Source organism: Lysinibacillus sp. NPDC097868 (genome assembly GCF_044761135.1).
Lineage (GTDB): Bacteria > Bacillota > Bacilli > Bacillales_A > Planococcaceae > Lysinibacillus.
Window position 1 is genome coordinate 2374397 of sequence record NZ_JBIWBS010000001.1, and the last position, 23414, is coordinate 2397810.

The following is a 23414-nucleotide window of genomic DNA, read 5'->3' on the forward strand; positions in this document are numbered from 1 at the left end:
TAGTATTATTGGGGGCATTTTAGATTAAATGAAATAGGAAAATATTAATCGAGTAATTCTTTTAGCTCTTCAATTTCTGAAACTGTTAGCTCTGTTAATTCTGCGATTGTTTCAAGATCGGTGTTTCTTTTTAATAATTTCAATGCAATTTCTGTCTGCATCTTTTTTTCTCCATGTTTGATGCCCTGTTCTATCCCTTTCTCTAGGCCTTGTTCTATACCCTGTTTAATTCCTTGTTCAATCCCTTGTTCAATTCCTTGTTCAATCCCTTGTTCAATCCCTTGTTCAATCCCTTGTTCAATCCCTTGTTCAATCCCTTGTTCAATTCCTTGTTCAATTCCTTGTTTTATACCTCGTTCTAATCCTTTTAATAGCCCTTCTTGCTCAGCTATATATTTTGTATCTTCTAGCTTCGCCGCTTCATCAAGGATATATTTCAAACGAGATTGGTAGGCATAATAATCTTCAGGGGATTGACTTAAATCTTGCCAAACATTAAAAGCATTGAATAACTCCTCATCTTTCATGGCGAGCTCCTCCAATTTCCAATAGATTTCTTCATAAACTTTCTCTTTGCGTCCATCAACCATTCCCAGTAGCATTAGCCATCTAGCAAGTACATTTTCCCATGAATCTAATTGCTTTGCATACCATTGCTTTATAAATTTATTCATGTCGATAAAATGGATTTCGAGCACATCATCCATTTTAAACTTCTCTAAATTGTCGTAAAGCTGGAAAACAGAATGGTAATTATCTGTTTGTTCAAATAAACTAAAATTACAAATATTGATAGTAATTGTCCGTCGTAGTTTATGGTAACCCATCCCTTTACGAAGCTGAGACGTATAAATTCTTGACCAATAATACAGTGTTCGTTTCATCATATCGTATTGATTTGTTAGTTGAATTTCAACATTTATAAATAAATCATCTTGTGTTTTAACTAAAATATCCAAACGTGATTGCTTATCATCTACATGCTCGCTACCAAATTCTTGCCTCATAAAAGATATCTCATTAATAGCGTCGCGGCCAGTTGGATTTAAAATAGCATTTAGGAAAGCGACAGTGATGTTTTTATTCTGCTCAGTGCCAAAAAATTGTTTAAAAGCATAATCTACCTTTAAATCTACAAATCTCTCAAGTGGGATTTTACGTAAAGTCTTTACACTCATTCGCATCACTCCAATTGATTTACCTCAATTATAACATTTTGTCCATTTAGGAAAAAATGATTTAATGAATATTTCGTCAAATCACATGTTACAGTATGTAATAAAAAAACAAACTCCTATTAAAAAAGGAATTTGTTTTAATCATTATTGATTTTCTAAAAAAATGTTTCTTCTGAAATAACCTGAATATCATTTCTCCTTAATAGTGCAGTTGTCACACCTACCCCCACACATATCCATTATTGTCCAACTCAATAAATCGGCTAATATAGTCCTCTTTTGGAATACTTGAGAGTTTAGGAGTTAAACGCTCATATTGATGTGAAACAAATGCAATCAATGACTTCTCTCTGTCTAACAATGTACCATCTAAATCAAACAGCACAGCTTCAATAATTTCGGTGTCAGGCACACAAACAATTTAGAATCTTACGAGTGCCTGGCACCGTCAAGAATTCCACTAAGGTGTAGACTGCACGTTTAAATTTGCTATTTTTTCTTGTTGTTTCATGACGATCCATTTACCGCATAACATCACTATCAATGCTAAGAATACAATAACTCCAGCAAATATGAGTGCTGCTTTATAGCTGTTGTATATTACTACAAGCTGTCCAGCAATTATTGGCCCGATTATTTGTCCGAATGCATAAAATGTCGTTAATACTGACACGACTGGGCCACTCTGGGTTGGAAAAAGCTGTCTAGCATATGCGGTTGTTAATGTTACAATGCCGACGAATGTTAAGCCAAATAAAAATGAAGACAATAAGACACTCCATACTGTTTGTGAAAATACGGGCAACAAAATCCCTAGCACTTGCAATATGTATGCCACAAACAAAATTTTAATTGCAGAAAACTTTTCTAATAAAACTGTCCAAACTGGGGCAGATGGAATTGCCGCTACACCAACAATGACCCAGCTATAGGAAGAGTACGCTTGGAGCGATGGAATGTTGTGAATAATATCTACTAAAAATGTCCCTGTAATAATATAACCAAGCCCCTCAAGCCCATATGCAGCAATAAGCCAAGGCATAAAACCTCGCGACATTTTTGTATCAGACGATTTAGTAACTTTCACGCTATCGTAAACTTGTAAATTTCTCCATAAGATCAATGTAATAATTAATAAAAGTGCTGATAAAATTCCTAAGCCAATCCAAGTACCTTGCCAAGCAAAACGTACTTCAATGAAAGGTACGAACAAGCCAGATATGGCAATGCCAAGCCCTATACCGCTAAATAAATAACCTGACCACTTTGTCAGTGACTGTTTAGCTAAATAATCCATAATAATACTAGATGTTAAAACAAATATAAGCCCTCCTGTAATCCCTGCAACTAAGCGCAGGACAAGCCAAACACTATAAATTTCAATTAGCCCCATAAGGACAACAGAAATGACGTTTAACATAACACTCAAGAGTAAAAAATTTTTCTTTTGTCGATAGATAAATCCAGCCCACAATGCACCAATAAAATAACCAATATAATTACTGGATGCTAAAAAGCCGGCAACATTAAATGAAAAACCGACATCCTCCCGCATAAATGGCAAAATAGGTGTAAAAGCAAAACGGCTAATGCCCATTGCTACTACGAGCAACAATACTCCTCCAAATAATACCCCTATATGTTGACGATTCATCGCATCCCCTCCACTTTTTATTGTTAATAAAAGGATACTTAATCAATATTAATAAAGCAAACATATAATTTATAAAATTTTTCCAGTAATCAATTTATAAAACAATATTTTATATATGTTGCACCGATTTTTTTCACAAAAAAGACTCAAGTATTTACACTTGAGTCCTTTGGTAAATCTATTTGATTAATAATTGGCTCTTAAACTAATAACGATAGATAAAATAATCAAAAAAACAACTAAACATATTCCCGACACAACAATTGCTTTGTTACCATGCATGTCCATTCACATTCCCTCTATAATCAGAATTTAATTGAATGTTAAAGGTTCTTGGACGCACGCCAATAATATTATCTCCTATTTTTGCACCTACAAAAGCCGTAAATGCAGCACTCGCATAGAATTTATCATCACTTACATACGCATCTAAAGATGTTCTTTCAAATCCACTTAAAGGGACAAAATTCTGAACAATGTAAGCATTTTTATACTGTACGGAAGTTACTTTTTGATTACTATATTCAAATCTACCTTCTAATCTCACTTTCACAAAAGTTATTCCGAATAATCTAAAATCTGCATCAAATGATACAGGTCTATTACCTACGGTAGCTCTAGTAAATCTTTGTTTTTCATCGCTTTGCATACTGTTTTCAGTTAGTTCTACATCAAAATTACCGCCATTTTGTAGTACATCTAAAATTATTTCCTGCTGTTCTTTCGATAATTCACTATACTGCTGTATGAATTCATCGTAAGTATCACCAAATGACTTTAGATAGGAAACATATTTTTCTGGCGCTTCAAATGGATTTTCTTGTCGGCCCTCACTTGCAGCCAAAGCAAAATGAGGAATTACTAATCCTAAAATAACTACAAATAAAATGAATCCACTACTTATTTTTTTCATAGTATGCTCCTTTCTCCGTTTAGAAATATAGTGACTCTAGCAGTGAAAATTATAATAATCTAATCTCTATTTTTATGCCTTACTGGATTCAATAAACCATACTGCTACCTCCCTTTTTCGCAAGATATTTAAATGATAATGATTCTCAACTATATTTTATTCAAAAATTTTTAAGTTTTCAACCCCTATTTTCATTCCTCTTCCGCCTCACTATATATTTCCATTCCATAAAATTGTTGTAAAACTCTTTTCATTTTATGTTAATTCCCCTTAAATCTCTATTAAATCAAAAAGCTTTTATTCGTTTTTTTATAGACTTTACAGTTTAATTGTCCTATAATATTCCCTGCTGATACTAAAATACGAACGTTGAGGTGTAAACCATGAGTGAATATACGCAAATTTTTAAAGGGACTGCTTTTTCAAGTAAGTCTTCAAAAGAAGTACAAATATTAAAAGATTATCTTTTTTGCATTAACGCAGACGGCATGATAGAAAAAACTATTGCACCGGAACATCCTGAATATCAAACCTTATTAAATACATACGAAGGGAAAGACAATTTCCATCAATTAACTGACGGACAGTATTTCTTCCCAGGCTTTGTCGACTTGCATGTACATGCACCCCAATGGGCTCAAGCTGGAACGGCTTTAGACATTCCTCTAAATGACTGGCTAAACACATATACCTTTCCAATCGAATCTAAGTTCTCTGATTTAGCATTTGCCAAAGAGGTCTATGAAGATTTAGTTAGTACCCTACTTGCCAATGGCACAACTACATCGTTATACTTTGCAACTGTCCATAAAGAGGCGAGCTTATTGTTAGCTAAAATATGTGCTAAAAAAGGACAACGTGGTCTAGTTGGGAAAGTTGTTATGGATGACCCTGAACAAAACCCTGAATTTTATCGTGATGCAAACACAGATACAGCATTAGCAGACACAGAAGAATTTATTTTAGCTGTTAAAGAATTAGCAAAAACTACAAAACAAGGTGTATATCCTGTTGTAACGCCTCGCTTTATTCCGAGTTGTACAGATGGTGCATTAAAAGGTTTAGGAGAATTGGCTGCTAAATATGATACACATATCCAATCTCACTGTAGTGAAAGCGATTGGGAGCATGGTTATGTACAGGACCGCTTCAACAAAAATGACGCCTATGCGTTACATGACTTCGGTCTATTAGGTGATAAGTCTGTTATGGCACATTGCAATTTTTTAAACGATGAAGATGCAGAATTATTTGCTGAAACAGGTACAGCGATCGGTCATTGTCCAATCTCAAATGCTTATTTTGCAAACAGTGTCATTCCAATTGCCCGTTTCCATTCAAAAGGGGTGGATATTGGTTTAGGATCAGATATTTCAGGTGGCTTCTCTCCGAGTCTTTTCGATAATGCGAAACAAGCTGTTATGTCATCTAGAATGTTGGAAGATGGTGTTGATACAGCGCTACCTGCAGACAAACGTGGCGTGCCAGATTCACGCATTACAATCAATGAAGCATTTTATTTAGCAACAGCTGGCGGTGGTGAAAGCTTAAGCCTACCAGTTGGTCGCTTACAAGAAAACTTTACGTGGGATGTTCAAGTAATCGATACAAAAATAGCATCTGCCAAACTTCCAATCTACGATAAAAATGAAGAATTGATCGATATCTTCCAAAAAATTATGTATCTAGTTCGTCCTGAAAATATTCGTGAAGTGTGGGTGCAAGGAACGAAAGTTCATGAAAGAAGCAAATAATTTTACACAAACAATACTCTCCCCTTCGCTATAGCAGCAGGGGGAGGTCACGAACAAAGATAAAAATACTAATCATTATATAAAAACTTAAACTTTGAGGTGTACATCTTAGTGGAAACGCAAAAAAACAATCTAGCAAACGATAAAAGTAATACCACACATTTAACCGTTTTACCCGATGAAAAAGTGCCATTTAGCCAATCAGTTCTTCTAGGTTTACAGCATGTTATGGCAATGGACGTCTATGTAGTTCCCTTCCTTATTGCGATGTTAATAGGTTTGCAATCAGGTCAATCAAGTGCATTAATACAATCGACTTTTATTGCTGCAGGGATTGCGACAATTGTTCAAACTCATTTCTGCATGAAGCTTCCAATCGCACAAGGGCCGTCTTATGTTCCACTAGGTGCGATTGTAGGTATTTATGCGGCTAGTGGCAGTGGCGAACTTGGTTGGAGCTCTGTGTTAGGAGCAAGCTTAATTGGTGCAATTTTTGTCATTATTTTAGGCTATACAGGTATTTTCAATAAAATTGTTAAAACGTTTATTCCTCCAATTGTAGGAGGTACAATTATTTTCGTTGTTGGATTATCGCTAATGCCAGTTGGTTTAAGTAGTAATATTTTTGAAGGTGCTGGCGCTACGATTAACCAAAATATTTATTTAGCTCTTATTTCCGCTATCGTATTAATTGTTTGTGTAATGCTAGGCTCTGTGTTCCGTCAAAAAGGTCGTGCATTTCGTATCGCATCTGTCATTATAGCGTTACTTATAGGCTGTATCGCTGCTAATATAATGGGTGTATTAGATTTATCAGCAGTTGGAAAAGCAAAGTGGTTTAGCTTACCACAAATTCCTTTCGCAGATTTTGGCTTTACATTTAACTTTTCAGCTATTTTGACAATGATTATTATTTATATTGTATTAATGGCTGAAACAACAGGTACATGGTTTGCGGTTAGTAATGTCATTGAAAAACCATTGACAGATAAGCAAATAAATCGTGGAGTAATCGGAGAAGGTATTGGCTGTTTCATCGCCTCATTATTAGGTTCTACACCAGTAACAGGCTATTCAACAAATGCAGGTGTTATTTCCATTACAGGTATTGCAAGTCGTCGTGTCTTTATTGCTGCAGGTGCTTGGTTTATTTTGTTCGGTTTTTCAGGTAAGTTAGCTGCATTAATTTCTGCTATTCCATCCGCAGTTATCGGTGGTGTCTTCGTTATCGTTTGTGGCATCATTGCGATTAGTGGGTTACAAGTAATGAAAAATGAACGCATCGGCGAAAAAGAAATGTACGTCATCGCTGTACCAGTCATTTTAACATTAGCGTTAACATTACTACCGAAAGATTTCTTATATTCTTTACCAACAACGGTTCAATACTTATTTGGCTCTCCAGTAGCAACTGCTGCTCTAGCTGCCATTCTTTTAAATAAAATATTACCGAACGTTAAATAGATTGATAAAGTATGAGACTGTAGATAAACTTACAATGTGAGTTTGCCTACAGTCTCTTTTATGTTCAGTTGATTTTATTTATGAAATCAATGCTTTATGGAACAACGGAAAAGAATCATTTGTATTTGATGTTAATGTAGAATATTAGGTTCATCCAAATTGCAGAGCAACTACCCATGGACTTCAATTGCTTTGAGTAAGATTTATAGGAAAACTAAATATTTTCTATAAAAAAAGACAAAATACCTTAAGAGGGTGGCACTCTCAATGTATTTTGTCTTTTTTATGTTGACTCTTTCGTAGTCTGTTCAAAATCACATAAATCAATCCATTTTTGAATAGACAGTATGACTTCCTGAAACGCTAAGCCGTTCGGTGTTAACGCATATTCTACTTTTTTTATCGACGAATCAATATATTTTTTCTCGATTAGACCCGCTTGAACAAGCTCATTTAGACGTTCTGTTAGCAAACGATCAGAAATGCCAGGGATAGTGGCATGTATTTCATGATACCTTTTTGGACCAGGCAATAACGTATAGATGATCATGCCCATCCACCGTTTTCCTATAAATTCAATTGCCTGATGGTAGCTACTACATATATGTGAACAATTAGATTTAGTCATATAATAACCTCCCACTTTTAATTCCATATTTCTATTGTAACATATAATATTTTTTATTTGACGTATAAACTTACTAATGGTAAGATTCTTTTATCAACTTACCATTAGTAAGTTTTTTAGGAGGAAATTATGTCAACAACAAATAACAAATCAGAACTATATACAATTATGGAGGATCGAAAATCAGTGCGTGTTTATGATCCTACTTTTAAAATACCTCAAGCAGAGCTTGAAGAAATCATTCAAGAAGCAACAAGTGCACCGTCATCTAGCAATCTTCAAGCATGGAGATTTCTTGTCATTCAAGATCAAACAGTGAAAACAGAGCTTCGTGCTATTGCCAATAACCAAGAACAAGTTGAAACATCATCAGCAGTTATTGCGGTGTTAGGAAATGCCGAAATGTATCAACAAGTTGAACAAATTTATACACAAAATGTCGCAGAAGGTCATATGGGTGATGCACAGAAGGATTTAATGATTGCGAATACCCTACGTACTTACCCATCTGCACCATTAGAGGTACGAAAGAATATTGCTACATTTGATGCAGGTCTTATTTCAATGCAACTTATGCTTATCGCCAAAGAAAAAGGCTATGATACTGTGACAATGGGCGGTTTTGATAAAGTGAAATTTGCTGAACGATTCGAATTACCAGAGCATATTTTCCCTGTAGTCCTTATCGCTATCGGTAAAGGTGCTGCACCTGCTTATGGCTCGTCTCGTTTACCTTTACAAGATATTGCTCGTTTTATTTAATAGTAAATACTTGACCACCCCCGCACATGTAATTGTGCGGGGGTGATGTTTTTGCAAAAAAATTTATAAAATTCTCAATTTATTTTGCTATACTAGAGGAAAAAAGTAGGGATTAAGATGATTTATGATGTAGTTATTGTAGGTGCTGGCTCGATGGGAATGGCAGCGGGTTATTATTTAGCGAAAGCTGGTAAAAACGTCCTTATGCTCGATGCTTTTGATCCGCCTCATGAAGAAGGTAGTCACCATGGTGACACGAGAATTATTCGTTTTGCTTACGGTGAAGGTGCTAGTTACGTACCTTTTGTCAAACGAGCTGGACAATTATGGAGAGAACTTGAAGCTGAAACAAACGATTCATTATTTTTACAAACAGGTGTAATGAATGTTGGCGAAACCAATCACACTTTTCTTAAAAATGTAAGGGAAAGCGCTAAGCTCTACAATCTACCATTAGAACAATATACAGCTGCAGAGGCAATGGAAAAATGGCCGGGGTTAACATTACCTGAAGAAATGGTCGTATGTTTTGAACCAACTGCTGGTGTGTTACGGGTGGAAGCTTGTATTCATGCCTACAAAAAATTAGCATTAGCACAAGGCGCACTCTTGCATACAGATGAAAAGGTGCACACTATTCAGGCGCAAGAAATAATACAAATACATACAGAAAAGGGCGTCTATGAAACAAAACAACTTATTGTAACAGCAGGTGCTTGGGCCTCTGAATTACTTCAAACAATGGACCTTTCACTGCCAATTACCCCTACTCGAAAAACATTTGCTTGGTTTAAAGCAGATGATCGCCTGTATCGCGATGCTATTTTTCCTGCCTATTGTTTCGAATTTGCAAATTCTTCGTATTATGGTTTTCCAAGTATCGACGGTGCTGGTTTAAAACTTGGACGTCATGACGGTGGTGAGGCCATCAATCCGAATGAGCCACTACGTCCTTTTGATGAGCAAGATGGTGCTGAATTACAGCATTTTATTAACCGCTTTATGCCACAGCATGGTGCACTATCATTCGGAAAAACGTGCAAATATTCAGTAACCCCTGATGAGCATTTTATTATAGATTTCTTACCTAACCATCAAAATATTGTGATTGCAGCAGGCTTTTCAGGTCATGGCTTTAAATTCAGTAGTGCAGTTGGCGAAGTTTTAGCTGATCTTATTTTATATGGAGAAAGTAAGCAAGATTTATCCCACTTTCAGCTTAGCCGCTTTGCTTAAATAACAACAACCAAGAGACCATAATGTCTCTTGGTTGTTTTCGTTACATTATATGATTAAAAACATTACGCTCAGTATGCTAAAGAATGACTTTTCATGGACTCACAAAAATGTTTGTTAGTGACACCTTCCCGCTGTATGCAAGTGCATCCTCTAAAACATTACTTGCTTTTATGCCTAATGTTGAAGATTATGTAGAACATCTAACATTTGAACCGATTACCGATAGGACGATTTGTTCCAAAGAGCGACGAACTACAGCAAATTCGCGTGCAACATTTTGCCAAAAGTAATAGCGAGCGTGCGCGTGGCGCACGTTCTGTATCAGCACCAATTTTAAATGCTTTACGTCAAATCATCGCTTCTGTCACACTCGTTATACCGGAAGTCGGTTACAGTATTTACGCTGAGTAGCAATTAATTGCCACCATTCAAAATGTCGCTATAGACATAGAAAAACAATCATGTTAATTAAAAAGGTATGTAAAAACGACTTTCCTTGTACCATATTTTATTACTTCGAAAATGCAGATTTACCTTAGAAACGGTATTTTATTTTTGCCAAAGCAAATTTTTCATAACTAAATTTTCCTTACCGATTTCTTTATTAGATATAATTTAAAAAATCCCTTTTTATTGAACTTCTTTTGATTTACTTTCTGCCAGGATTCATTTGCTCCTCTAAAATGCTAAGATTGCAATATCATATTTCAACCTCATAAATCCTCTTAATCTAAGCTTTTCCATTTAATGTAAAAGCTACATTCATACATGCTCGCTATTAGATTTTTTCATAAAAGAAAATTACGGTGTAGTAACACTAAAAGTTTCAATTTGCTAGGAGAAGATTTAGAAACTAAAGTTCCTCTCCTTAATACTTTATTATCCATATATAACTAGCCAATACGCCCTAACTTTTATTTAGCTTAAAATTCTTTCTTACCGTAAATAACAAGTGATATAAAAGAAGATAGAAGAAAAAGCAAAATACCCACTAGAAGCAATAAAATTGGCAGATGTGTCGATAGATTTAAATTAAAATTTGACAACGGTAGTCGTTCCAGTAAATAGTGTATCTCTCCTACATAATTTATAGCAAAAAACGGTCCAAATACTCCTGCAATTATAATACCATCCGACTTTTCTACTCCAAAGTTATAAAGAAGTGGGAATATTATTGCTCCCGCTAGGAGCAAAGCAACGGCATCGACAGCAATCCACTCAACAACATTATTACTATTAAAGGATAGCTGGAAGCATAACGTATATATATATACGACGCCATAAGATAGTATAACTGCAATAGTTATGGATAAAAAATAAAAAAGATAGTAACTTTGTACTATAGTACTTCTACGAACTGGTAAAGTAAGCACGTACTTATCATAACCGGACTTAGCCTCAATTTTTGACAATTCCAATGTTGGGAACATCATAAGCAGCATAATAAACCTAATAGCTAACCACTGACCACCCTCACCCAATACGAAAGGCTCTGAATCCACTGAGACATCTGAAACCCAAATAGAAATACCAGATAATACTATACTTATCGCTGCGTACATCAAAACACTTCGATAAACCATATAAAAGTTTGTATATTGAAGACCTAGCATTTGCATGATCTATTCACTCTTCCTCTTTTTAAAAGTATGATTTAAAATTCTTTCTTGTTATTAATAGTTACAGAAAAATAATAAGAAAGAATATAGATTAACATACCAATCAAAACAAATATCACTGAAAAACCTATAAATACATTGAAATTATGCAAATCTATATCCATTAAACTGGCTATATACTGCATTGCCTTACTTATTAAACCCGCAACATAATACGAACCAAAGAAAGTTAGCAATACAAAAATATCTGACTTTGTTGCCCCAAACATAAAGATAAGTGGGAATGTTACAGAACCAGTTAAAATAAATATGGTAAACATAGATATCACCTCTTGATATAAAAAAATATCTAATGATATCCAAGAAAGTAGACTGAATAGATAAAGAGCACCAAGAGCTACCATTATCCCTACAACTGTAATTAAAGTAAGGAAAATATATTGACTTTTCACAATAGTTCCTCTTCGGACTGGGAAAGTAAGTACATACTTATCATAACCAGACTTCGCTGCAACTTTTAAAACTTCAAATGCAGGAAGTATACTTAATAGAAAAATAATCCTAGGAACGAAGAATTCTGCATCAACTCCAAAAAATTTCTCATCCCCTATATATATAAAAAGAACAGCACCTGTTACTATTGCTCCAACCGTGTATATTATCATACTTCGATAAACCATATAAAAGTTTGTCAATACTAAACCTGTCATTTTCATTACTTTAGTCACCTCTATTTTAAAAGTGTAAGTCAAAATTCTTTTTTACAATAAATAAATAGAGAAATAAAAAAAGATATAAGAAAAATTAAAATACCTATTAGAAGCAATATTAACGGAACATGCTTTAATGGATCGAGATTAAACTTTAACAGCGGTGGTTGCTCTATTAAGGAGTACACGCCCAAGCGGAGTGAATTTACTACTAAACCCATGAACAATAGACTCAGCAATAGAATAAAATCAGACTTCTCTTCCCCCAACATAAAAATCAATGGAAATATTATCGCTCCAAGTGTTAACATTGAGAGAATTGCAAAAGCAATAGTTTGAAATAGACTAAGGTCAATTGAAACCTCTGAAAATAGACCATAGACATAAAAGATACCAACAAATAGTATTATACCTATAACTACTACTAAAAAATAGACTAAGTAATAACTTTGTATAATATTTTTTCTACTAACCGGTAAAGTGAGTACATACTTATTATAACCAGACTGAGCCTCAACTTTTAGAATTTCCCATACAGGCATTGTTATTACTAAACCCAACGTAATAGCACTAAAAATTGCATATGCCCCTCCAGTTAGCTTCAAACAAAAAGCAGTGACCCCTATTCCTATCAATGTGTATACCAAAATGCTTCGATGAACTAAATAAAAGTTTGTAAATAATAGACCTTTCATTTATTATTCACTCCCTGTTAAAAACACACTGATTTCTTCCATTGAAACTGTTCGAGCCATTACACCACTTGGTAATTTTCCCCTATCCGATACAAGTGCCGTGACGGTAGCACCATGTCTTCTTCGGGCAACGACAATATCTTTGTTCAATTGTGTTAGCTGTTCATTATCCAGATCCACAAAAGCATATTTTTCAAACACTTTATTTTTTTCCACATTTAAAGTTATTTTACCTTCACTAATAAAGACAAGATGGCTTGCTATCCTTTCAATATCACTCATAATATGGGACGAAAGTACGATACCATGACTCCCTTCATTCACAAAATTCGCCAATTCATCCAACACCACTTCTCTTGAAGACGGATCAAGACCGCCTGTTGCTTCATCTAGGATTAATAATTGTGCTTTATGTGATAATGCAACCGCTATAGATATTTTCATCGACATCCCACGTGAGAATGAACCGACTTTTTTATTTCTAGGTAAAGAGAAAATATCTACTAAGCGATCAAATTCATTTTGATCCCAAGAATCAAACACTTTGACAAACACTTTACCTAATTGCTTTATTGTAAGGTTAGACGGCAGATTGATCGCATCAAATACCACCCCTATTTTTTCTTTTAGTTCAACTTCTTTATTTAGATTTTCTTTACCAAATAGTTTCACTGTACCGCTCTCTTTATGAATCAATTCCAACACAGCTTTAAATGTTGTCGATTTACCTGCCCCGTTATTACCAATAAATCCTACAATTGCTCCTGATGGTACATTAAATGAAACATCGTCTAAGACAACTTTGTCACCATATGACTTTCTAAGATTATTAATTTCTAAAAGATTTGACATTATTTCGTCCTCCTTTATTTATATAAAATTAATATGTCAACAGCTTAGCTCCACCTAATTAGTTATAACATTCAGAAAATAAAGTCTATAATTTTTAAAAATGGTATTCTTTCCTCTTTATTATCTATACAAATAGAAATAAATCGTTGCACAGATTTACACATTGCTAACATCTTAGTCGTTGTCATCGTTTTATGAATGGTGTTTATTTCCGAAGGGGGGTGACGGTGTGGAATAGTATAATTGTAATTGCTAAAAAGGCTTCAGCTTTATTAAGTGAATTGAGGTATTATTTCATGGAATAAATGACCTTGAAGTTTCCTCCTGTTTAGAAAACTATTTAGCCCTTTATTCTGCCTAGAAGTGTTTTGCAAAAATGCGAAGTATGTCGAATCTCGTTCTATTTGTTTCAATGCGTGGAAGTTTATATGATGTGGGAGAATCGACTTCTGATATGTAACGGAATAAACGTTGCGTTACCGATTTCTAGAACAGAATCATAGTATTCAAGTCCGTCAGTTTTACAATAGTTCAATAAATTATTTTACAAGTGCTCTCGTTTATAGAGAAATATAGCTATTTTGCTTGTATCATAATGATAGGAAACCGCTATATCCCCACTTACTATTTAATGTTATTACTAGTTTATCATCCCCATAACCGCTATTTCAACCGACATTTTTTCTGTCGGTAACCGTCATTTTTCTGTCGGTTGATGTGAAATATTTACTCTTCTTGACTGAAAAACAACTTAGAATATAGGTCTCTAGTGTTGAAATGTAAAATGATAGTACATCAAAAAAATGTCATATTTTGCAATTAGATGAGGTAGGAAAGCTTTTTTTAAAAAAATATGGGGACAAAATTGATATCTTAAGTCAGAAGTATACAGCTTTAACACCTTTATAAAATAGATTCATTAAATCTTGCAATCAACAATACATCCAATTAGAAAAGCACTACAAAAAATGATACTCAAATAGTAACTAACAATAAATCCACCTTATCCTCGCTAACCCCATCTCCAAAGCCCCTTAAACTAACTATCAAGCTTTTATTTATAACTAGTCTTTAAATTCATACATTTAAACCATTAATAATTTCACTATTATGTACGAAAACAATCAAAAAAGATTGGTACAACGACTTCGTTATACCAATCCATTTAGTCATTAATTATGCTTAAAAATTCATGCCAATAATGCAAACGTGGTAAATCTACAAGCTGATTATACGATTGATTTTTTAATATCACTTTTGTCTTAATACCTTGTAGCGTTTCTAACACTGCTGGTTTGTCATCAACGTAAACATCTAAAGTAAGTTCTTTTATAATATTTATTTTCTCCGCATCCTGCATACCACAATAGAAATGACCCTCTTCTAGAGGGAAACCTTGCGCTCTCATCCATTGTTGCGTTTGTTGACAATATTGTTTTGGACGTGACGTAATATAATAAATTTCATGTCCTTGCTGATGTAATGCTTGCAATGTTTCAAGTGCGGCTTCGAAAATTGGACAATCCGTAAAATAGATTTCATCCAATGAACTGTTCCACATTGCTGAGCCCTCTGCATCTGTTAATCCAAAGGGCTCATGAATCTCTACTCTTTGCAAAGCTTGAAAGGTTTCGTCTGTTATATTTTTGCCTAGCTTTTTATTATAAAGCGAAAAGGCATGTGCACGTAAATTAATCAGCGTATCATCTATATCAAAGCCAAATTTCATCTATATTTTCTTCCTTTCAAGATGCCTGATCTATAAAGTGAAAGGCAAAAGTTTGTTCTTTTTCAATTTGCTGCGCCAACACTTCTTCAATGGCCTGTTCTCGCAGTTGCTGAAAATCTCTCACATTGAATTCTTTAATAGAGCCCTTATTTAATAATGACGCAAGACAATCAGCATCCTTTAGCGCGCTATTTAAACCGAATGCGCCAGTAGGTGTCATCGTGTGCACAGCATCGCCTAAAAGGACAAGTCCTTTTGTCCCCCAGCAGTCACAATGACTGCTAAACACATCAAGTAAGACAAAATCTTGCCATGAACGAATTTGGTGAGTAACGGTATCCTCTAATTCAGGAAAGGCCTTTATAAGCTGGCTAATAAACGGAGTAATTGCCTGTTTTCTAAGCTGCGGAAAATCACCCTGTTTAATATTCCAACCAATTTGAATATAGCCCCCTGTCTGTGAGAAAAGTGACAATTGCATATCATCAATGAGCGCCATTTTAATAGCGGGCTCCCAGCCTTGAGGCGCAGGAATTTTTGCCCATAGTAAATCAAAACCATGCTTGTGCTTTTGGATGGTAATGTGTGCTCGTTTTCGTGTTGTAGAATATCGACCATCCGCTCCTATTATAAGCTGACTCTTAATTTCAATCGTTTCTTCGTCCTTTGTCGCGATAACGCCGATATATCGGCCTGAAGAATCCGTCATTAGTGTTGTCACCTTTGTATTTAGGAAACACTTAAAATTTTGGAAGTGAGCTGTATGTTGGAGAATTCCTTTAAGCAAATGTGCTTGAGGAACGTGAATACCTAAATGTCCTACAGAAGCTTCTGGAAAAATCGTTTTAAACGCTTCGCCTTTCGCATAATATTCTATTTTTTCCATTCGTAATAAGCCAAGTGCTTCTATCGCTTGAAAAAGATGATGATTTTTGAGAACAGTCTCGCCCTCTTCATTTAAATGTTCACCGCGAAAAGCCTGCCCAAGTGCTGCGCTTTGTTCCAGCAGTATCACGGACAGACCCTTTTTCGCTAGCAAATGAGCGAGAAGTGCACCACTTGGTCCAGCCCCTACTATACATACATCCGCTTGAAAATTCACTTACCTTCACCTTTTTTCGGATAAGCAATCATGCGTAAATCTTGCCCTATCTTATCAACTGAATCAAATGCAACATCCCACGCCTCATCCATTGTTGCCGCATTATAGCCCGCAAAAGGTGTTAAAGATAAACTTCCACCTAAAACTTTAGGCGCTACGTAAATAACGTATTTATCGATGGCAGCATTTTGTAAAAAAGAAGCATTAATTGCACTTCCACCCTCGACTAAAATATCAGTAATTCCAAGTACATAAAGCTTTTCTAACATATCATCAATATGAAGACCTTCGTTACTTTTTCGGACAGGTAGGACAGTGACACCTTTAGCCTCTAAAACGTTGATTTGATCTTGCTTAACATCTTCACCGCAAACAATAATCGTTTTCGCTTCTTCTACATTTAGAACATTGGCATGTGTCGGTGTACGAAGAGAGCTATCCATAATGATGCGTATTGGGTTTTTGCCGTGGCGATCGTTTAGTCTCGTCGTTAAAGAAGGATTATCAGCAATCACTGTTCCAACACCAACTAATATTGCATCAACTTCGTGGCGAATATGATGGACATCCTCCCGAGCTTCTGCACCAGTTACCCATTTGGAATGCCCTGTATGTGCAGCGATTTTCCCGTCCAATGTCATCGCATATTTTGAGATAACAAAAGGTCGTTTAGTGAGCATATTGTGAATAAAGCGTTCATTTAAACGTCGTGACTTTTCTTCTAACACACCTACCTCAACCTCAATACCTGCATCACGTAATAATTGAATACCATTACCTGCCACAGCTGGATTTGGATCTTGCATCGCTACTACAACTCGGCTCACTTCTGATTCCTTGACTAAATTAGCACAAGGGGGCGTTTTACCGTAATGTGAACATGGCTCAAGCGTTACATAAAGAGTAGCACCTTTTGCATGCTCTCCTGCCATACGAAAGGCATGCACTTCCGCATGCGGTTCCCCCGCTTTTCGATGTAAGCCAGTGCCTACGATAACACCATCTTTTACAATAACAGCACCAACAAGAGGATTGGGGTTCGTATTCCCTCTTGCACTCGCTGCCAAATCTAATGCTAACTGCATGTATTTTTCATCAGTCGTCATCTTTGTACCCTCCACTTACTTCACTTCCGGATATGACCAGATTTTTCTACCTTTGTATCTAAATAATAGCGATTTGTCTCAGTCAAACCTCCCCATAATGGGATATGCCCATCTGCTGCTAAACCGTGCATCTGTAAAGCAGATAGCTTCTTCGGATTATTTGTAATCAATGTAACAGGCTTCGAACGAAGAGCCGTTAATACCGTAACCGCTTCTTCATACGAACGCGTATCATCTTGAAAACCAAGTGCAAGGTTTGCTTCTACAGTATCTAAACCTTCTTCCTGTAATAAATAAGCAAGAGATTTCGAAAATAGACCGATGCCACGTCCTTCATGATCAGCTAAATAGAAAATCGCTCCGCATCCATGATCGACAATCATTTTCATAGATTCATGTAATTGATAACCACAGTCACAGCGTTGGCTACCAAATATATCGCCAGTATGGCAAATGCTATGCATGCGGATTAAAGCATTTTCTTCATGGGCGAAATCACCGTAAACTAGTACGGATGATTGCTGAGAAAATGCTAAATTTGCCGTTGCTAGCCCATCCATAATTTCTTCTTTTGACAAATTGCCATCAACCTTTAACCAGTTATACCATTGAAAAGTCGCTGAAAATTCACCTTGCTTTATAGGTAACTTTACTGGACCTACTAGACAAATATTTTCTGCTTCAGAATGCTTTACAATTGTCATTTTGTCCTTCACTATATCCACTACTTTAGTAGTAATTGTCATATTTATCGCCAACTTTCTATTCTAAACATTTAGTTGAATTTGCTAATTAAACGCTTCTACTTACATAACTTACTTAACGTAACTAAGTTTATAATAATAACTGAAAACTGTCAAACAACAGCCTCTTTTTTATTAAAATATCATATCTTAATAAAAAGCTGTTAAATGATGCTTAAATCATATACTAATAGCTTATGGGGGTGCTATTTTTTCTGTGCAGGCTAGTCTATAATAAGCGAAGGTAGGTTTGTTATGATGAAAGGAAGTTTAAGCATGAACTTAGAAAAAAATGTTCAAGTAAGGCAGCCAAAATACCAGCAAATTGCGGTGGATCTTGCCTCAAAAATTGTAGAAAAAAAATATCAAATTGGTGATAAAATTTACGCAAGATCTTCATTAGCTAGCCAATACAATGTATCGGCTGAAACGGCAAGAAGAGCGATAGCAGTTTTGCAAGATTTAGAAATTGTGGAAGCTTCCAAAGGTAGTGGTGTCATCATTAAATCGTATGAAATGGCGGCACGCTTTGTCCGACAATTCCAAGATGTCCAATCCGTTCATGAGCTACAAAATGAGCTATTAATAAGTATTCAAAAGCAACAACATGAATTGCTGCATTTACAGGAAAAAACGAAACAGCTTATTAGTCGAACGGAACATTTCCGCTCGGTCAATCCCTTCATTCCATATCAAATTGAAATGACTGCTGAAAGTCCTTGTATTCATCAAACTTTGCAAGCATTAAATTTTTGGCAAAATACGTCTAGCACAATAGTCGGTATTCGCCGTGGAAATGAATTATTACTTTCACCTGGACCGTATGCTTCATTTGAAGAAGGAGATATTATTTATTTTATTGGCAATGACGAAAGTCTAGGTCGCGTACAGAGTTTTTTATATCCAAATTAAAATCCGCATAAGCGCTGATATAACAGCGTTTATGCGGTTTTTTTCTTATTTAGCGATTTGACAAAAGTAACAACCTTTTGTTATTGTTAAGTTGTTACTTGTTTATTTTTGGTTATCATTATCCTCAAATAGTGTAATGAAAACGAAACAATTGTCATATGGATTTTCTTTATCCGTTTTATGAAAGTAACATCCGAGGTTGATATCTCACTGCTTATACAAGTGGGATTAGCGCACGAAAGGAGTGGTTCTATGGAAAAAATAAAAGTAGAACATGTTTCTAAAGTATTTGGTAAACATATTCCCCAAGCTTTAGAACTCGTCAAACAACAAAAAAGTAAGACAGATATTTTAAAAGAAACAGGTGCAACAGTTGGTGTATATGATGCCAGCTTTACTGTAAATGAAGGTGAAATTTTCGTCATCATGGGCTTATCAGGTAGTGGTAAATCGACGCTGATTAGACTGTTAAATCGACTTATCGAACCTACAAGCGGCAATATTTTTATCGATGGAGAAAATATTTCTAAAATGGGGAAAGAAAGCTTACGAACCGCACGACGAAGCAAAATGAGTATGGTTTTTCAAAACTTCGGTTTATTCCCTCACCGTACACTTCTACAAAATACCGAATACGGCCTTGAAATTAGAGGCATTTCAAAAGAAGAGCGCAAAGCAAAAGCGGAACAAGCTCTTGCAAATGCAGGCTTACTTGCCTACAAAGATCAATATCCAAACCAACTATCAGGCGGGATGCAGCAACGTGTAGGCTTAGCACGTGCACTCGCAAACGACCCAGAGATTTTATTAATGGATGAAGCATTTTCCGCTCTAGATCCTTTGATTCGTAAAGAAATGCAAGATGAATTACTAGATTTACAACGAACATTGAAAAAAACAATTTTATTTATCACGCATGATTTAAATGAGGCGCTTCGCATTGGTGATCGTATTGCCATAATGAAAGATGGTTCCATTATTCAAATCGGAACTGGTGAAGAAATTTTAACGAATCCAGCAAATGATTACGTAAAAACATTCGTTGAAGATGTCGATCGCTCTAAAGTATTAACAGCTGAAAACGTGATGGTTCGACCTGTCTATGTCAATGTCGACCTTGATGGACCTACAGTAGCATTGAAAAGAATGCGCCAAGAAGCTGTTAGTTTACTGATAGCAGTTGATAAAAATCGACATTTAAAAGGCTTTATTACCGCCGATGACGCACTAGCGGCTGCTAAAAAACAGGAACAAACGGTACATTCGATTGTTCAATCCGAGATGTTAACCGTTCCACCAGATATGCTTTTACAGGATATTTTAGGTTTAATTCATAATTCCCCTACTCCTATTGCAGTTGTTAAAGATGAACGCTTGCTTGGTGTTCTCATCCGAGGTGTTGTTATCGAAGCACTTTCAACATTCACTGAGGAGGAAGTAACACATGAATAATTTTTTAGACAATATTCCAACCTTACCACTTGCCCCATGGGTAGAGTCAGCTATGGACTGGTTGACGAGTAATTTTTCAGCATTCTTTGATGTGATTCAAAAATACGGAAAACTACTCATGAACCAGGTCACTGATTTATTAATTGGCATTCCCGCTATTATTCTCATTTTACTTGTCGTTATTTTAGCGTTTTTCGCTGTAGGCAAAAAATTTGGGCTCGCAAGCTTTACTCTAATAGGCCTTTTATTTATTTATAACCAAGGCTTATGGGAACATCTCATGGAAACCACAACGCTTGTTTTATTTTCTAGTATAATTTCTATCATCATTGGTATACCACTTGGTATTTTAATGTCCAAGTCAAGCGTTGCCGAAAACATTATTAAACCGATTCTCGATTTTATGCAAACGATGCCTGGCTTCGTTTACTTAATTCCGGCAGTTGCCTTTTTCGGTATTGGCATTGTGCCAGGTGTATTTGCATCCGTTATCTTTGCATTACCCCCTACTGTACGTATGACAAATCTAGGGATTCGACAAGTACCAAAAGAATTAGTGGAAGCTGCGGATTCATACGGCAGTACTGCAGGGCAAAAGTTGTTTAAAGTGGAAATTCCGCTTGCTAAATCAACAATTATGGCCGGCATTAACCAAACCGTTATGCTATCACTTTCAATGGTAGTTATTGCTTCTATGATTGGGGCACCAGGTCTTGGTCGTGAAGTATTAACAGCATTGCAACGTACACAAGTAGGGAATGGTTTCGTTGCAGGTTTAGGACTCGTGATTTTCGCGATTATTATCGATCGCTTAACTCAAAGCTTTAATAGAAAGAAAGAGCAGTAATAGTGCATATAAGCAAATACAAGAGCGCACTACAGACGTTTTGTGTTTTGCTAGAATGCTAAATATTGAGGGAAGAAAGGAAGATTCGATGAAACTGAAAACATTATCAAAATTAGGGATGGCTTTAGGGCTTGGCTTTATGCTAGCTGCATGTAGTGAAAGTGATTCGACTAAGAATGAGGATTCGAAAGATGTAAATTTAGCCTACGTTGAGTGGGATACAGAAATCGCTTCGACTACCGTTGTCGGTCAAGTTTTAGAAGACTTAGGATATGACGTTACGTTAACACCACTTGATAACGCAATTATGTGGGAAGCTGTTTCAAAAGGTGAAGCTGATGGCATGGTCGCTGCTTGGCTTCCACATACACATGGAACACAATACGAAAAATATAAAAAAGATTTAGACGAGCTAGGTGAAAACCTTGCTGGTGCAAAAATTGGCTTAGTTGTCCCAAGCTATATGGATGTAAATTCAATTGAAGATTTAACAAATGAAGCAGATCATACAATTACAGGAATTGAGCCTGGTGCCGGCATTACAGCGGCAACTGAAAAAGCACAAGAGGAATATGATAACCTAGCAGATTGGAATCTATTAACTTCATCTTCAGGTGCTATGACAACTGCGCTTTCAAAAGCAATTAAAAATAAAGAAGAAATTATCGTTACTGGCTGGTCTCCACACTGGAAATTCGCAAAATATGATTTGAAATATTTAGATGATCCAAAAGGTGTTTATGGCGGAGAAGAAACGATTAATACATTTGTTCGTAAAGGGTTAAAAGAAGATCAACCCGATGTATATTCAGTTTTAGATAATTTCCACTGGACATCAGAAGATCTAGAAGCAGTTATGCTAGACATTTTAAATGGTGATGATCCTAAAGATGCAGCGAAAGAATGGATTAAAAATAATCCAGATAAAGTTGCTGAATGGACAAAAGATGTAAAAGAACAATAAACAAAATTGTTTTTGTGCCTGGCACTTAGTATGGGCACCTAGCAAAATAGACGTTTTCTATTTAGTAAAAATCCACTTCTCTTTCTGCGGACACGATGTAAGTTGCAACGCGCGCTTTGTTGCGACTTACGTTACGTGCATTCCCTCAGGAGGCTTCGTGGATTTTTACTTAGTTATACATAAAAAATTATTCAAAATTGTTTGAGTGACTGGCACTAAGATAATAATTTTAAGCAAATGGCGGCTCCTAAAACTAGGGCAATACAAACGATTCGTCGCCAATCTTTAGATTCGTTGAAAAAGAGCATACCTAACAATGCTCCGCCTGCTGCCCCAATACCTGTCCAAATGGCATAAGCTGTCCCCATCGGTAAAGTTTCCATTGCAAAGGCAAGCCCTAAAAAACTAACCGTAAAAGCCACAATCATTAAAACTAAATTTTTCACCGATTTTACATCATTGTATTTACTAATCATAAAAACACCCATCATTTCACAGATCCCAGCGATAACTAATGCTACCCATACCATTATACTTTCACCTCTTTATCCTTCGGTTCACCTGTTACAAGCTTCAAACCTACAACACCAGCGAGCAGTACCACAATACATAATATTTTAGCTAGCTTCCATGGTTCTCCAAACAGCAGGCTGTCTGCGCATACCGTACCTGCAGTTCCCAGTCCTACGAACACTGCATAGACCGTCCCAACAGGTAAATACTCACCAGCCTTAATTAATAAATAAAAGCTAATAAAAATGGCAATAGCCGTGCCAAGCCATTCTAGTATGCTTGTTGCATGCTTTAAGCCAATTACCCAGCCTACCTCAAAAAAAGCTGCAACAAAGACACTGATCCATTGTTTGTTCATTTGTATTCCTCCATTTCATAATAGATATGAGACACAAAACAGCTTCAAAGTGTATTGAAGGCAAATAAAAAAGCCTAAAGAAACACTGTTTTTCAACAGTATCTCCCAGGCTTTTATCCTTCCGTGTCACAAAATACATTTTGTGGTTTTCTCTCGGACCAGACTAGCTATCGCTACGGAACCCTAGAAAACTATCATATCTAATTGTCATTTTAGTATA

The 23414-nt window shown here is 35.9% G+C and carries 24 protein-coding genes, 1 pseudogene and 1 riboswitch; of the genes and pseudogenes, 10 read left to right on the forward strand and 15 right to left on the reverse strand.

Going from position 1 to position 23414, the window contains the following annotated elements; translation table 11 throughout:
- Positions 1-44: 44 nt before the first annotated feature.
- The 4 genes and pseudogenes from ACIQXJ_RS11740 to ACIQXJ_RS11755 form a co-directional block, all read right to left on the reverse strand.
- Positions 45-1178 (reverse strand): Rpn family recombination-promoting nuclease/putative transposase, encoded by a 1134-nt coding sequence (locus ACIQXJ_RS11740; protein ID WP_403053625.1) that lies wholly within the window; start codon positions 1176-1178, stop codon positions 45-47.
- A gap of 226 nt (positions 1179-1404) precedes the next feature.
- A pseudogene (locus ACIQXJ_RS11745) lies at positions 1405-1575 on the reverse strand (HAD hydrolase-like protein); the annotation flags it as partial.
- Between the two features lie 63 nt (positions 1576-1638).
- Complete coding sequence (locus tag ACIQXJ_RS11750) at positions 1639-2832, reverse strand: YbfB/YjiJ family MFS transporter (protein WP_403053628.1); 1194 nt, start codon at positions 2830-2832, stop codon at positions 1639-1641.
- A 271-nt stretch (positions 2833-3103) separates the two neighbouring features.
- On the reverse strand, positions 3104-3745 hold the full coding sequence (locus ACIQXJ_RS11755) for a hypothetical protein (protein ID WP_403053631.1): 642 nt from the start codon (positions 3743-3745) through the stop codon (positions 3104-3106).
- A 383-nt stretch (positions 3746-4128) separates the two neighbouring features.
- Here ACIQXJ_RS11755 and guaD point away from each other — a divergent pair, with 383 nt between their 5' ends.
- A complete protein-coding gene (guaD, locus tag ACIQXJ_RS11760; protein WP_403053634.1) occupies positions 4129-5499 on the forward strand; it encodes a guanine deaminase in 1371 nt (456 codons plus the stop codon).
- Between the two features lie 111 nt (positions 5500-5610).
- Positions 5611-6963, forward strand: coding sequence for a uracil-xanthine permease family protein (locus tag ACIQXJ_RS11765; RefSeq protein ID WP_340825447.1), 1353 nt, complete (start codon positions 5611-5613; stop codon positions 6961-6963).
- A 283-nt stretch (positions 6964-7246) separates the two neighbouring features.
- On the opposite strand, the gene ACIQXJ_RS11770 is transcribed toward ACIQXJ_RS11765, so the two are convergent.
- Complete coding sequence (locus ACIQXJ_RS11770) at positions 7247-7591, reverse strand: winged helix-turn-helix transcriptional regulator (RefSeq protein ID WP_340825448.1); 345 nt, start codon at positions 7589-7591, stop codon at positions 7247-7249.
- Between the two features lie 129 nt (positions 7592-7720).
- On the opposite strand from ACIQXJ_RS11770, the gene ACIQXJ_RS11775 reads away from it, so the two are divergent.
- The 4 genes from ACIQXJ_RS11775 (at position 7721) to ACIQXJ_RS11790 (ending at position 10003) form a co-directional block, all read left to right on the forward strand.
- Complete coding sequence (locus tag ACIQXJ_RS11775) at positions 7721-8353, forward strand: nitroreductase family protein (RefSeq protein WP_403053638.1); 633 nt, start codon at positions 7721-7723, stop codon at positions 8351-8353.
- A gap of 117 nt (positions 8354-8470) precedes the next feature.
- Positions 8471-9589: an N-methyl-L-tryptophan oxidase gene (gene solA / locus ACIQXJ_RS11780; protein ID WP_403053641.1), complete on the forward strand. Its 1119-nt coding sequence runs from the start codon at positions 8471-8473 to the stop codon at positions 9587-9589.
- Positions 9590-9699: 110 nt separating this feature from the next.
- Entirely contained in the window at positions 9700-9882 is a 183-nt protein-coding gene (locus tag ACIQXJ_RS11785) for an IclR family transcriptional regulator domain-containing protein (protein WP_403053644.1), read from the forward strand.
- Positions 9800-10003, forward strand: coding sequence for an IclR family transcriptional regulator domain-containing protein (locus ACIQXJ_RS11790; RefSeq protein WP_403053647.1), 204 nt, complete (start codon positions 9800-9802; stop codon positions 10001-10003). The genes ACIQXJ_RS11785 and ACIQXJ_RS11790 overlap by 83 nt, the downstream gene beginning before the upstream one ends.
- Before the next feature lie 512 nt (positions 10004-10515).
- On the opposite strand, the gene ACIQXJ_RS11795 is transcribed toward ACIQXJ_RS11790, so the two are convergent.
- The 8 genes from ACIQXJ_RS11795 to ACIQXJ_RS11830 form a co-directional block, all read right to left on the reverse strand.
- Entirely contained in the window at positions 10516-11211 is a 696-nt protein-coding gene (locus tag ACIQXJ_RS11795) for an ABC-2 transporter permease (protein WP_403053650.1), read from the reverse strand.
- A 35-nt stretch (positions 11212-11246) separates the two neighbouring features.
- On the reverse strand, positions 11247-11927 hold the full coding sequence (locus ACIQXJ_RS11800) for an ABC-2 transporter permease (RefSeq protein ID WP_403053653.1): 681 nt from the start codon (positions 11925-11927) through the stop codon (positions 11247-11249).
- A 32-nt stretch (positions 11928-11959) separates the two neighbouring features.
- The gene (locus tag ACIQXJ_RS11805) at positions 11960-12616 is read right to left on the reverse strand and encodes an ABC-2 transporter permease (protein ID WP_403053656.1); all 657 of its coding nucleotides are present in this window, start codon (positions 12614-12616) and stop codon (positions 11960-11962) included.
- Between the two features lie 3 nt (positions 12617-12619).
- A complete protein-coding gene (locus tag ACIQXJ_RS11810) occupies positions 12620-13468 on the reverse strand; it encodes an ABC transporter ATP-binding protein (protein WP_403053659.1) in 849 nt (282 codons plus the stop codon).
- 1165 nt (positions 13469-14633) lie between these two features.
- On the reverse strand, positions 14634-15197 hold the full coding sequence (locus ACIQXJ_RS11815; protein ID WP_403053662.1) for a 5' nucleotidase, NT5C type: 564 nt from the start codon (positions 15195-15197) through the stop codon (positions 14634-14636).
- Between the two features lie 16 nt (positions 15198-15213).
- A complete protein-coding gene (locus tag ACIQXJ_RS11820) occupies positions 15214-16299 on the reverse strand; it encodes an FAD-dependent monooxygenase (protein WP_403053665.1) in 1086 nt (361 codons plus the stop codon).
- Positions 16296-17405, reverse strand: coding sequence for a bifunctional diaminohydroxyphosphoribosylaminopyrimidine deaminase/5-amino-6-(5-phosphoribosylamino)uracil reductase RibD (gene ribD / locus ACIQXJ_RS11825; protein WP_403053668.1), 1110 nt, complete (start codon positions 17403-17405; stop codon positions 16296-16298). Before ribD ends, ACIQXJ_RS11820 begins: the two co-directional genes overlap by 4 nt.
- A 20-nt stretch (positions 17406-17425) precedes the next feature.
- The gene (locus ACIQXJ_RS11830) at positions 17426-18151 is read right to left on the reverse strand and encodes a GTP cyclohydrolase II (protein WP_403053671.1); all 726 of its coding nucleotides are present in this window, start codon (positions 18149-18151) and stop codon (positions 17426-17428) included.
- Positions 18152-18424: 273 nt separating this feature from the next.
- Between ACIQXJ_RS11830 and ACIQXJ_RS11835 the strand changes: the two genes are divergently transcribed.
- The 4 genes from ACIQXJ_RS11835 (at position 18425) to ACIQXJ_RS11850 (ending at position 22323) form a co-directional block, all read left to right on the forward strand.
- On the forward strand, positions 18425-19060 hold the full coding sequence (locus tag ACIQXJ_RS11835) for a GntR family transcriptional regulator (protein ID WP_401019088.1): 636 nt from the start codon (positions 18425-18427) through the stop codon (positions 19058-19060).
- A 252-nt stretch (positions 19061-19312) separates the two neighbouring features.
- A complete protein-coding gene (locus ACIQXJ_RS11840) occupies positions 19313-20512 on the forward strand; it encodes a quaternary amine ABC transporter ATP-binding protein (protein WP_401008624.1) in 1200 nt (399 codons plus the stop codon).
- Positions 20505-21359, forward strand: a complete 855-nt coding sequence (locus ACIQXJ_RS11845) for an ABC transporter permease (RefSeq protein ID WP_401008626.1) — start codon at positions 20505-20507, stop codon at positions 21357-21359. The genes ACIQXJ_RS11840 and ACIQXJ_RS11845 overlap by 8 nt, the downstream gene beginning before the upstream one ends.
- 88 nt (positions 21360-21447) lie before the next feature.
- On the forward strand, positions 21448-22323 hold the full coding sequence (locus ACIQXJ_RS11850) for a glycine betaine ABC transporter substrate-binding protein (RefSeq protein ID WP_401008628.1): 876 nt from the start codon (positions 21448-21450) through the stop codon (positions 22321-22323).
- A 215-nt stretch (positions 22324-22538) separates the two neighbouring features.
- Here the strand turns inward: ACIQXJ_RS11850 and ACIQXJ_RS11855 are convergent, their stop codons facing one another.
- Positions 22539-22853 (reverse strand): DMT family transporter, encoded by a 315-nt coding sequence (locus ACIQXJ_RS11855; RefSeq protein WP_403053676.1) that lies wholly within the window; start codon positions 22851-22853, stop codon positions 22539-22541.
- Positions 22853-23194 carry a DMT family transporter gene (locus ACIQXJ_RS11860; RefSeq protein ID WP_401008631.1) on the reverse strand — a complete coding sequence of 114 codons (342 nt, stop codon included), beginning with the start codon at positions 23192-23194 and terminating at the stop codon, positions 22853-22855. The genes ACIQXJ_RS11855 and ACIQXJ_RS11860 overlap by 1 nt, the downstream gene beginning before the upstream one ends.
- A gap of 100 nt (positions 23195-23294) precedes the next feature.
- Positions 23295-23392, reverse strand: a riboswitch (guanidine-I (ykkC/yxkD leader).
- Positions 23393-23414: the final 22 nt, after the last annotated feature.